Annotated in this window: 10 protein-coding genes and 1 pseudogene; 4 read left to right on the top strand and 7 right to left on the bottom strand. The window is 74.0% G+C overall.

What is annotated here, in order from left to right; all coding sequences use genetic code 11:
- Positions 1-230: pseudogene (locus ACWCSD_RS36735) on the bottom strand (hypothetical protein); the annotation flags it as partial.
- Positions 231-525: 295 nt separating this feature from the next.
- On the opposite strand from ACWCSD_RS36735, the gene ACWCSD_RS36730 reads away from it, so the two are divergent.
- On the top strand, positions 526-3,615 hold the full coding sequence (locus ACWCSD_RS36730; protein WP_449921896.1) for a BTAD domain-containing putative transcriptional regulator: 3,090 nt from the start codon (positions 526-528) through the stop codon (positions 3,613-3,615).
- A gap of 99 nt (positions 3,616-3,714) precedes the next feature.
- A complete protein-coding gene (locus tag ACWCSD_RS36725) occupies positions 3,715-4,872 on the top strand; it encodes an FAD-dependent monooxygenase (protein ID WP_449921894.1) in 1,158 nt (385 codons plus the stop codon).
- On the opposite strand, the gene ACWCSD_RS36720 is transcribed toward ACWCSD_RS36725, so the two are convergent.
- The 3 genes from ACWCSD_RS36720 to ACWCSD_RS36710 form a co-directional block, all read right to left on the bottom strand.
- On the bottom strand, positions 4,866-5,684 hold the full coding sequence (locus ACWCSD_RS36720; protein WP_358291810.1) for an SAM-dependent methyltransferase: 819 nt from the start codon (positions 5,682-5,684) through the stop codon (positions 4,866-4,868). The genes ACWCSD_RS36725 and ACWCSD_RS36720 overlap by 7 nt on opposite strands.
- 67 nt (positions 5,685-5,751) lie before the next feature.
- Complete coding sequence (locus tag ACWCSD_RS36715) at positions 5,752-6,645, bottom strand: hypothetical protein (RefSeq protein ID WP_397155656.1); 894 nt, start codon at positions 6,643-6,645, stop codon at positions 5,752-5,754.
- Between the two features lie 33 nt (positions 6,646-6,678).
- Positions 6,679-7,638, bottom strand: a complete 960-nt coding sequence (locus ACWCSD_RS36710) for an NAD(P)H-dependent flavin oxidoreductase (RefSeq protein ID WP_449921891.1) — start codon at positions 7,636-7,638, stop codon at positions 6,679-6,681.
- Between the two features lie 198 nt (positions 7,639-7,836).
- Here ACWCSD_RS36710 and ACWCSD_RS36705 point away from each other — a divergent pair, with 198 nt between their 5' ends.
- Positions 7,837-8,022 carry a hypothetical protein gene (locus tag ACWCSD_RS36705; protein WP_352320620.1) on the top strand — a complete coding sequence of 62 codons (186 nt, stop codon included), beginning with the start codon at positions 7,837-7,839 and terminating at the stop codon, positions 8,020-8,022.
- A 37-nt stretch (positions 8,023-8,059) separates the two neighbouring features.
- On the opposite strand, the gene ACWCSD_RS36700 is transcribed toward ACWCSD_RS36705, so the two are convergent.
- Complete coding sequence (locus tag ACWCSD_RS36700) at positions 8,060-9,160, bottom strand: serine hydrolase domain-containing protein (protein ID WP_449921889.1); 1,101 nt, start codon at positions 9,158-9,160, stop codon at positions 8,060-8,062.
- A 106-nt stretch (positions 9,161-9,266) separates the two neighbouring features.
- On the opposite strand from ACWCSD_RS36700, the gene ACWCSD_RS36695 reads away from it, so the two are divergent.
- Positions 9,267-9,890, top strand: coding sequence for a TetR/AcrR family transcriptional regulator (locus tag ACWCSD_RS36695; RefSeq protein WP_387671321.1), 624 nt, complete (start codon positions 9,267-9,269; stop codon positions 9,888-9,890).
- Here ACWCSD_RS36695 and ACWCSD_RS36690 read toward each other — a convergent pair.
- Together ACWCSD_RS36690 and ACWCSD_RS36685 are read right to left on the bottom strand one after the other, a co-directional pair.
- Positions 9,887-10,681: an N-acetylmuramoyl-L-alanine amidase gene (locus tag ACWCSD_RS36690; RefSeq protein ID WP_397155650.1), complete on the bottom strand. Its 795-nt coding sequence runs from the start codon at positions 10,679-10,681 to the stop codon at positions 9,887-9,889. The genes ACWCSD_RS36695 and ACWCSD_RS36690 overlap by 4 nt on opposite strands.
- 1 nt (position 10,682) lies before the next feature.
- Positions 10,683-11,367: carbamoyltransferase C-terminal domain-containing protein (locus ACWCSD_RS36685; RefSeq protein WP_449921886.1), on the bottom strand; the 685-nt coding region annotated here is incomplete at its 5' end.

The raw sequence follows: 11,367 nt of genomic DNA, 5'->3' as shown, positions 1-11,367 counted from the left end.
CTGTAGGCCTCGTCGGGGCCTCTGCTGAGGTTGTCGAGCTGGCTGGAGACCGCCCTGTCGGCGACCGCCGCGGCGAGCGAGGCGGGGTCTGCCGCCGCTCGGCTGCTGCTGGAGCCTTGTTGGGCAGGGGTGGCTCCGGGCGGGGCGGCACTCGCGGGCGACGCGGGAAGCGTCAGGGTCGCGGCCGTGGCCAGGCCGGCGACCGCCGCGAGTAAGGCTTTGCGTTTCACGCTGTGGTGCTCCTTTCGGCAGGCTCCCTCCGGCCGTTGCCGTCTTGTGGGCGTGCGCGGGCCGCCGCGCGGTCAGGGGTGTCCTGGGTCGCGGGGCGTGAGGGGGATGTGGGGGGTGATAAAGGGTGACGGATACAGCAAGCGGACCGTTTCGCCTTGTTGCCGCCAGACGCTAAGCGCTGGTTGACTGCTCGAAAATACGTATGTTCATCGGTAGGCATACCGACATTTCTGTTACCGCTGGTCACACCCATCCACGTGCGGATAACAGCCACGATGCTGGACAATCGGGCACGTGCAGTTCGGCATCCTGGGCCCGTTGGAGGTGCGATCGGCCGGCGGCGACCCGATCGCCGTGGGCGGTCCCCGACCGCGTGCCCTGCTCGTCCTGCTGCTGCTGGAGGCGAGCCGGACGGTCGGCGTCGACCGGCTCATCGACGCCCAGTACGGCGAGAGCCCGCCGGCCGGCGCGGCCAACGCCGTGCAGGCGCAGATCTCCCGGCTGCGCCGCAACCTGCCCGCCGACCTGATCGAGTTCCACGGCGCCGGCTACCGGCTGGCGGTCCCGCCCGAGGACGTCGACGCCCACCGCTTCGAGCGGCTGGCCCGCGACGGCCGGCGGCTGCTCGCGGCGGGCCGGCACGCGGCGGCGGCGGCCGTCCTGCGGGAGTGCCTGGATTTGTGGCGCGGCCCGGCGCTCGCGGACGTGCGCGAGGCCGCCTACGCGCCCGGGCAGGCCGACCGGCTGGAGGAGCTGCGCCTCGCGGCCCGGGAGGACCTGTACGAGGCCGACCTGCACCTGCCCGAGGCCGAGCCCGCGGCGGGGCTGCGCGAGCTGGTCGCCGCCCACCCGCTGCGGGAACGCCCGCGCGCCCTGCTGATGCGCGCCCTGCACGCGGCCGGACGGCAGGCCGAGGCGCTGGCCGTCTACGACGAGGGGCGGCGGCTGCTCGCCGACGAGCTGGGCGCCGACCCCTCACCCGAGCTGGCGGCGCTGCACCTGGCGATCCTGCGCGGCGAGCAGCGGCGCGCGCACGCCACGCGGTCCGCGCCGCCGCCGCAGCTCACCACGTTCGTCGGCCGCGAGGAGGAGCTGGCGCGCCTGGCCGCGCTGCGCGGGGCGCGCCTGGTCACGATCACCGGCCCCGGCGGCACCGGCAAGACCCGCCTGGCCGTCGAGGCCGCCACCCGCGACCAGGAGCGGCAGGCGTGCTTCGCCGACCTGTCGCCCGCGGCCGGGGAGGGACAGGTGCCGCTGCTGGTGCTGAACGCGCTCGGGCTGCGCGAGTCGGCGCTCAGCCCGGGCGTCCCCGGCCTGGCCGACCCCGCCGAGCGCCTGGTCGCCGCCCTCGCCGAGCAGGACCTGCTGCTCATCCTGGACAACTGCGAGCACGTCGTCGCCGAGGCCGCCACGCTGGCCCGCCGCCTCCTGGCCGGCTGTCCCGGCGTGCGCGTCCTGGCCACCAGCAGGGAGCCGCTGGGCATCACCGGCGAGCACCTGGTGCCGCTGCCGCCGCTGGGCACCCCGCCCCCGGGCACTCCCGCCGGGGACGCGCTCGCCTACCCGGCGGTCAGGCTGTTCGCCGACCGCGCCGCCGCCGTACGGCCGGGGCTGGAGCTGGACCTCGACGCGACGCTGAGCATCTGCGCGGCGCTGGACGGCCTGCCGCTGGCCATCGAGCTGGCCGCGGCCCGGGTGCGCACGTTCCCCGTGGCGGAGATCGCCGCGCGGCTGGCCGAGCACGGCCGGTTCCGGCTGCTCTCGCGCGGCGACCGCACGGCCGCCGCCCGGCACCGGACGCTGCACGCGGTGGTGGAGTGGAGCTGGGACCTGCTGGACGCCGAGGAGCAGGTGCTGGCCAGGCGGTTCTCGGTGTTCTCCGGCGGGGCCCGGCTGGAGGCGGTCGAGCGGGTGTGCGGCGAGGACAGCGCCGTGCTGCTGGCCGATCTGGTGGACAAGTCGCTGGTGGAGACCGCCGGCGACCGCTACCGCATGCTCGACACCGTTCGGCTGTTCTGCGCCGAGCGGCTGGCCGAGGCGGGCGAGGAGGAGCGGATGCGCGCCGCGCACGCCGCCTGGCACCTGGCGCACGCCCAGCGCGCCGAACCCCACCTCTACCGTGCCGAGCAGCTCGAATGGCTGGCCCGCCTGGGGGCCGACGACGCCGATCTCCAGGCCGCGCTGCGCTGGAGCGTCGAGCACGACCCGCCGGCCGCGCTGCGGCTGATCGCCGCCCTGGCCATGTACTGGTATCTGAGCGGGCGGCGCGGCCAGGCCGTCCAGCCGGCCCGGCGGCTGCTCGACGTGCTCGGCACCGAGCCGCCGGCGGGCCTGACCGACGAGTACGTGCTCGCCGTCCTGCACGCCGCCCCCGGCACCGGGTCGCCGCACTGGAGGCGGGCCGCCGAGATCACGACGGACCCGGACCGGCCGGTACGGCATCCGTTCGCCGCCGCGTTGTGGGGCATGACCGCGGGGCCGCCCGAGCGCGACGTGGAACGGCCGCGGCAGCGCGAGCTGGGCGGCGACCCGTGGAGCCGGGCGCTCGGCCGGCTCGGCGAAGCGCTGCTCATGCTGCTGAACGGCGGCATCGTGGCGGCCGAGCGGGAGCTGGAGATCGTGCTGGCGGAGTTCGGCGCGCTGGGCGAGCGCTGGGGGAAGGCGCAGGGGCTCGACTGGCTGGCGGTCATCGCGGGCTGGCGCGGCGAGTGGGCGCGGGCGACGGAGCTGTGGGCGCAGGCGCTCGAACTGCTCGACGAGCTGGGGGCGCTGGACGAGCTGGTGGACGTGCTGTGCCGGCGAGCCGACGCCCGGCTGCGCGCGGGCGACCTGGCCGCGGCCAGGGCCGACTGCCTGCGCGCCCGTGAGCTGGCCCGCGAGCTGGGGCGGCCCGAGCTGACGGCGGCCGTGCACGTGAGGCTGGGCGACCTGGCCAGGATCGAGGGGGATCTCGGCGAGGCCGCCGAACGGCTGCGGGACGCGCTGGCCGCCACCGCTCCGGGCTCCCCGCTGGCCGGCAGCACGGATCCGCAGGTGCTCACGGCGCTGGCCCGGCTGGCCCAGGCCAGGGGCGAGGCGGCCGAGGCCGTGGCCCGGCACCGGGAGGCGGTGGCCGTCGCGCTGCGCTCGCCGGTCGACAGCGACCTGGCCGACGCCGTCGAGGGCCTGGCCGGGGCCGCCCTGCTCGACGACCCGCCGGAACGGGCGGCGCTGCTGCTCGGCGCGGGGGTGGCGCTGCGCGGGACGGCGGTGACCGGCGACCACGACGTGGCCGCGACGGCCGCCGCCGCCGCGGCCGCGCTCGGCCCGGAGCGCTTCGCCGCCCTGTACGCCCGCGGCGCCGCGATGACCAGGGACGAGGCCCGGTCCACGATCCTCACCTGACAGCCCGCCGAAATGCCCCTGACAGTCCGGGACGGCCGCGCCGGGGACTGTCAGCCGGTCGTCGCCGGGCTGTCAGCGCTCCCGGCGAGGCTTGCCGACATGAGAGACAACCTGCACAACACCCGCGTACTCATCTCCGGAGCCAGCATCGGCGGCCCCGCGCTGGCCCACTGCCTGGCCCGCCACGGCTGCAACGTCACCGTCGTCGAGAAGGCGCCGGCCCTGCGCGAGGGCGGCCAGGCGGTGGACTTCAAGGGCGAGACCCACCACACCGTCCTGACCCGCATGGGCATCCTGGACGACGTGCGCCGCCTCCAGACCGGCGGCACCGACCAGCACTTCGTGGACGCCGACGGCCGCACGCTCGGAGTCATGCCCGGCGAGTTCACCGGCGGCGACATCGAGATCCGCCGCGGCGACCTGGCCCGCCTGCTGTACGAGCGCACCGCGTCAACCTGCGAGTACGTCTTCGGCGACTCCATCACCTCGCTCACCGAGGCCGCGGGCGGCGTGCACGTCACCTTCGAACGCTCGGCCCCCCGCACGTTCGACCTGGTCGTGGGCGCGGACGGCATCCACTCCAACGTCCGCAGGCTGGCCTTCGGCCCCGAGTCCGAGTGCGTGGACTTCCTCGGCCACTACTACGCGCTGGTGGAGCTGGACACCGACTTCGGCCCGCACGGCCAGATGTACAACGAGCCCGGCAGGATGGTCGCGGTCGGCGGGCCGAAGGCGCCGGCGTTCTTCGTCTTCGCCTCCGAGCGGCTCGACTACGACCGTTACGACGTCGAGCAGCAGAAGGCGATCCTGGAGCGGGCCTACGCCGGCATGGGCTGGCGCACCCCGCAGGTCCTCGACGCCGTGCGCGGCTCCAAGGACGTCTACCTCGACTCGATCAGCCGGGTGAGCATCGACCGGTACGTCAATGGCCGGGTGGCGCTGCTGGGCGACGCGGCGTACGGCAGCACGCTGGGCGGGTTCGGCAGCGGGCTGGCCCTGGTGGGGGCGTACGTGCTGGCCGAGGAGCTGGCCGCGGCGGGCGGCGACCACCGCGTGGCCTTCGCCGAGTACGAACGCCAGATGCGCCGCTACTCCAAGGTCACGAGGAGCGGCAACAACGCGGGCACGTTCCTGGCGCCCGGCACCCCCGCCGGGATCCGCATGCGGAACTGGACCTTCAAGTTCGGCTTCCTGCTCGGCCTGATGATGAAGGTGACCGACAAGTTCGCCACCAACATCGCGCTGAAGGACTACTGAACGGGCACCCGGCCCACGCCCGCGTCGAGCCGGAGCCGGGGCGTGCCGTCCAGCGGCGGGACGTGGTCGTCGTCCGTGAGCCGCCAGTCCTGGACGGGCACCAGGCCGGGCCCGATCAGCTCGAACCCGTCGAACAGCCGCAGCACCTCGCCGTGGCTGCGGAACGCGCCCTGGGCGGGCGAGCCGGCGGTGGCCAGGCGGAGCTGGGCGATGGCCTCGGGAGAGCTCTCGGCCATCGCGTGGGACAGCACCAGATGGCTGCCGGGCGCCATGGGCTTCCTGAAGGCGGCGACGATGCCGGGCGGGTCCTCGGCGTCCATGACGAAGTGCAGCACGCCGACCATCAGCACGCAGACCGGCTGGTCGAAGTCGATGAGGCCGGTGACGTGCGGGTCGGCGAGTATGTCGGCGGGCCGGCGCAGATCGCCCTGGATGCCGGCGACGCCGGGCTGGTCGGCGAGCAGCACCTGGGCGTGCAGGCGGACCATCGGGTCGTGGTCCACGTAGACCACCCGGCAGGCGGGGCTCACCTCGCGGACGGTCTCGTGGATGCTCGGCGAGGTCGGGATGCCGGTGCCGAGATCGATGAACTGGCGCACGCCCTGGCGGGCGACGTGGCGCACGGCCTCGATCTGGAAGCGGCGGTTGGCCCTGGCGACGGCCCGGGCGTCGGGCGCGACGGCCAGCAGCCGCTCGGCGACCGCGCGGTCGACGGCGACGTTGTCCTTGCCGCCGAGCAGGTAGTCGTACACCCGGGCGGAGCTCGGCACGTTCGGATCCACGCCGGGCGGAACACGTTCTAGCTCAGACATGGTGACCCATTTCCTCGCCTGCCACTGTTCGGTGGCCATACTAATCGGTAACTTACCGGAACGTGTTCTATTTGGCCGCGTAACCGCAGGGGCGGGGGTCGTCGAACTCGGGGTCGAGCTCGATCCTGCTCAGCACCGTCGCGTCGATCGGACGGCGGATCGTGCCGGCCGTGGCGCAGTCGTAGAACACGTACGCGCCGGAGTCCTGGCCGAGCACCAGCCAGCGCTGCCCCTTCGACAGGAGCTTGCCGGAGTCGTCGCGCACCTCGGCCCACTGGTTGGAGAACCCGGTGAGCTGGAGCACGAGGTTGGCCTCGCCGCGGTCGTGCACCCCCTCGGCCCCCTGCGTCATCCAGCCGACGAGCACGAACCCCAGGCCCACCCCGACCAGCGCGCCCGTCAGCACGCGCATCGCGGCCCGTCCGGTGGGCCGCGCACGCAGCAACCGGTACGGCACCAGCAGGCAGAACAGCCCGACCACCGCGACCGTGATCAGCACCGGCGTGCCGGTGACGTCGAGGATGCCGAGCAGCCCCCAGTACGCGACGCCCGACAGCGCCGCGCCCACCGCTGCGGCCAGCCACGGCTGTTCCCGCCCCCGGTCGAGGACGCGTCCGGCGGCGCCGCGGGTGATCCGGTCGAGCAGCCACCAGGCGCCCACGACCAGGCCGAGCAGCGGCAGCAGGGTCAGGAAGAGCAGCACGAGCGTCGCCACCAGGTGGCCGAAGATGCTCGCCTGGGTGAGCCCGGCCTGCTCAGGGGTGACGCCGAAGGTGTCGTAGACGCTCTCGAAGCCCAGGTAGAGCAGGGCGTACACGGCGACGGCGATCGGCACGACGACCGTGCCGATCTTCTCCATCACCTCCAGCACACTGCCCCTGGCGGACGCGGTCTCCGGCGCCGTGGCGACGGAGGGCGCGGCGGGTGCCGGGGGCGCTGGGGGGAGCGTCTGATGTGTCATGGCACAAGAGGATGCATCAGGCCAGGAGCGGCGTCATCCGCCGGGCTGGGCGAAGCGGCGCAGCAGGGCGTCCGCCTCGGCGAAACCGGCCACCACGTCGGCGGCCGTGCGCCGTTCGCGCACCATCCCGACGGCCTGGCCCGCGTAGATGCAGGCGGTGTCGAAGTCGCCGTCGCGGCGGGCGGCGGCGATCCGCGCCGCGGCCTCCTCGTCGGCCGCCAGCTCCTCCTCGTGACCGGCCCAGCGGTCGAAGAACGTGTTGCGCAGGGCCCGGCCGCCGTACTCGGCCGGCCAGTCGAGCCGCTGGGCCACGTCGAAGACGCGGCCGTAGGCGGTGTCGGTCTCGGCCGCGGCCAGCACGCGGGCCGCCGCCGTCTCCGGCAGGGCCGTCTCCGCGCAGCCCATGAACGCCGTGCCGGCCCACGCGCCCTCGGCCCCCGCCGCCAGCACGGCGGCCAGCCCGCGCGCGGTGGCGATGCCGCCCGCCGCCAGCACCGGGACGCGGACGGCGTCGAGCACGCTCTGGAGCAGCGGCAGCGTGCCGACGTCGGCCCGGCCGTGGCCGCCCGCCTCGGCCCCGCGCGCCACGACCGCGTCGACGCCGGCCTGCTCGGCGGCGCGGGCCTCGTCGGTGGTGCCCGCCTGCGTGACGACCGTGATGCCGGCCTGCCGCAGCTCCTCCACGTACCGCTGGTACGGCCCGAAGCTCACGGAGACGAGCCGCGGCCGGGCCGCGAGCACGGCCTCGAACTGGGCCGGGTTCCCGGGCAGCGCCCAGGCCATGAGCCCGATCCCGTACGGCCGCCCGCTCCCGGCGGCGACGGCGGCCTCGGCCTCGATCCAGGAGGCGGGGGCGGCGGCGGACACCCCGATCACGCCGAGCGCGCCGGCCGCGGAGACGGCGGCGGCCAGCCGGCCTGCGCCCACTCCGGCCATGGGCGCGCCCACCAGGGGCACCGTCAGCCCGAACCGCTCGGTCAACCACGTCCGCACGCCGGCCTCCTTGCACGTCGCCTGCCGTTGTCAGTCTCGCACCCCGCCCTCTGCGAGCATGGCGGGAGGGCGACAACGCAGGATCCGTACGAAAGTAGAGCCGGATGACCGATGCGCCGGAGGCGGCGGCTGTGCATCCTGGTGGGGACGGGTCCGGCGCGCGTGGCCTGTTGTGAACCCGAGAGGAGTCGCCAGGACATGGACAGCGCTGCGAGCCGCCCGACCGTGGTCTTGGACAACGGTGTCGTCGGCCGGATCATGCTGGCCCACCGGTCGAGGAGCGATCTCGTGCTCGTGCTCGGCATGGACGGCACCCTGCTGAGCTGCGACCTCGACGGCATCGCCTGCGTGGTCGGCGGCCGCCCCCTGTGCCGCGACGGCTGAGCCCCGCCGGAGGCGGCGACGCCCCCGCGCCCGGCGGTCAGGACCGGGCGACCAGGGCGGCCAGTTCGCCGACGGCGGCGAAGTCGTTGGTGAGGCGGTTCTTGGTGAGGGCGACGGCGGTGCCGGTCGCGGTGTCGGCCCACGCGTAGCTGCCGCCCGCCCCGCCGATGCCGAACGCCGTCGCGCTCTCCTGCGGCGAGCCGCCGGGAAGCCCGATGGTGAAGCCGAGCCCCCACGTCGAGGGCATGCCGAAGACCTCGTCCGGGCCGCTGTAGGCCACCGTGGTCGCCTCGCGCAGCCGCTCCGGCGAGATCAGCCGCACGCCGTCCACCTCGCCGAGCAGGGCGGCGTACATGCGCGCGATCGCCCTGGCCGAGGTCTTGCCGCCGGCCGGGATGTCGGCGGTCAGGTAGTCGGGCCTGCTGCCGAGGGCGGCGTTGGGCATCAGCTCCATCGGCCCGGCCCTGAACATCGGCAGGTCGGCCGGCATGTCCCCGAACGCCGACGGGTCCATCGGCTCGTCCTCCAGGCGGGCCAGGCGGTGCTGCTCCGCCGGCGGCATGCCGAAGTAGAGCTCGCGGGCCACGCCCAGCGGGCCGGAGACCTCCTCCAGCAGCACCTGCGAGATGCGCTTGCCGGTGGCCCTGCGGACGATCTCGCCGACGAGGAAGCCGAAGGTGTAGGCGTGGTAGCCCATCTTCGTGCCCGGCTCCCACCACAGCTCGGCGTTCTCCAGGGCGGCGACCATCTTGTCCCAGTCGCAGACGTCCTCGGGCGTGGTGTCGAGCGGCACGCCGGGCACGCCGGCCGTGTGGGTCAGCACGTGGCGGACGGTCACGCCGCCCTTGCCTTTCCTGGCGAACTCCGGCCACAGGTCGGCGACCGGGGTGTCGTAGTCGTACAGGCCGCGCTCGGCCAGCATGTGGGCGACCGTGGAGGTCGCGCCCTTGCCGATGGAGAAGTTGTAGAACGGGGTGTCGGAGGTGACCGGCCGGCCGGTCTCCGGGTCGGCCACGCCCGCCACCACGTCCACGATCTGCACGCCGTCGCGGTAGACGGCCACCTGCAACCCGCGCTCGGCGCCTGACTCGACCAGCTTGTCGGCGGTCTGCTGCACCTGCTGCTGAAGGTCGCTCATGAGGTCGTCACTCCTGTTCGTTTCGGGAACTGGACGGTACAGTACTCAAATGAGTACGGAACTGTCCAGTACTATGCGAACTCATGATCGAAAAGGTGGCGTGACGGTGACCGACGAGGACGGCCGGACGGCCCGCAAGCGCAGGCAGATCCTGGACGCGGCGCGCGCGGTGTTCCTGCGCAACGGCTACGTGGGCGCGAGCATGGACGAGGTCGCCTCGATCGCCGCGGTCTCGAAACAGACCGTCTACAAGCATTTCAGCGACAAGGAACAGCTCTTCACCACGATCATCCTCGACACCACGGCGCAGATCGAGGGCCTGGCCAAGCTGATCACCGAGTCGCTGGAGGGCAACGACGACCTGGAGAAGGGGCTGCGCAAGCTGGCCCGCGAGTTCCTGGCCTCGATCATGCAGCCCGACGTGCTGCGGCTGCGACGGCTGATCATCGCCGAGGCCGACCGCTTCCCCGACCTCGGCCGCACCTGGTACGAGCAGGGCTTCGAGCGTTCGCTGGAGAGCATGTCCACGGCCTTCGGCCGCCTGGCCGGGCACGGCCTGCGTCCCATGGACGACCCGCGGCTGGCCGCCGACCACTTCGTCGGCCTGCTGCTGTGGATCCCGGTGAACAGGGTCATGTTCGCGGGCGGCGGCGAGCACCACACCGAGGCCGAGCTCGACCGGCTCGCCGACGCCGCCGTCGAGGTCTTCCTGCGCGCCTACGGGGCCTAACCGGTCAGGAACTGCTTGAGCCCGGCGGCCAGCGCGCCGGCCATCTCCCCGCGGAACTCCCCGTCGGACATCTTGGCGGCGTCGCCCGGGTTGGCCATGTTGCCGCACTCGATGAACACCGCCGGGCGGGTGGACAGGTTGAGCCCGCCCAGGTCGGTGCGGGTCTGCAGGCCCTGCTCGCCGGTGTAGGTGGCGTACGGCAGGCCGGTGCCGTCGCGGAAGGCGTTCCGGACGGCCACGCCGAGCTTCCTGGACGGCTGGATGATCGCGTCGTTGTGCCCGGCCACCAGGCCCGGCAGGATCACGTGGAAGCCGTGGCCCGCCGGCGGCGCGCCGTCGGCGTGGATGGACAGGACGGCGTCCGCCCGCGCCTTGTTGCCGATGGCCGCCCGCTCGTTGATGCAGGGGCCGACGCCGGTGTCGTCCGGCCTGGTCAGCACCACCTTGGCGCCCATGTCTTCGAGCAGCGGCTTCAGGCGGTTCGCGACGTCCCAGGTGAAGGCGTGCTCGGTGTAGCCGGCGGCGGTCTGGGTGCCGGTGGTGTTGCAGGGTTTGCGTCCGGTGATGATGTCGACCGGGCGGCTGATCTCCTTGGGATGGGAGGCGTTGCCGCCGTTGTGCCCGGGGTCGAGCACGACGACCTTCCCGGCCAGCGCGTTCCGCGTGCTCTGCGACGGCGAGCCGGAGGTCACGACCACCCCCTGGGTGGTGCGCACGGGGCCGCCGCCGCAGGCCGCCGACAGCGCGGCCAGGGCGGTCAGCAGCACCGGGACGGCCGGGTGAACGCGCATGCTAGTCGCGGTCCCAGTTCAGGCCGGGCACCGGCGGCTCCTCGCGCTTGCGGATCAGGTACGGCGGCATGACCAGGGCGTGCAGGTTCGTCGAGAGCAGGGTGCCGATCGACTGCTCGGGCGTCTCGGTCAGCGGCTCGCCAGGGCCGTTGAGCGAGGCGTTGACCAGCACCGGGGAGCCCGTGGCCGCGTGCCACGCGGTCAGCAGGGCGTGCAGGAACGGCGTGGCCTGCTCCTCCACGGTCTGGATCCGCGCCGTGCCGTCCACGTGGGTCACGCCCGGCAGGCTCGCGCGGTGCTCGGGACGCACGTCCACGACGCACTGCAGGAACGGGGCCGGGCGGTCGACGCCGAAGAGGCTCTCGGCGTGCTCGGCCAGCACCAGCGCGGCCAGCGGGCGGAACCACTCGCGGCCCTTGACCTCGAAGTTGACGTAGTCCTGCATGTCCGGCCTGGCCGGGTCGGCGAGCACGCTGCGGTTGCCGAGCGCGCTCGGGCCCGACTCGCTGCGGCCCTGGTGCAGGCCCACGACCCGGCCGCTCTCCAGCAGCGACACGGTCGCGCCGACGAGGTCCGCCGGCTGCTCGGCCTGGCCCGTCGAGCCGGTCAGGCCGCGACGGGCACGGTCGAGGACGTCACCGGCAAGGCAGGGGACGTCACCGGAAAGGCAGGGGACGTCGCGGGGA

This window comes from Nonomuraea sp. NPDC001684, from assembly GCF_053596515.1.
The sequence above is the reverse complement of the archived record's forward strand: the minus strand, read 5'-3'. Positions and strand labels throughout refer to the sequence as shown.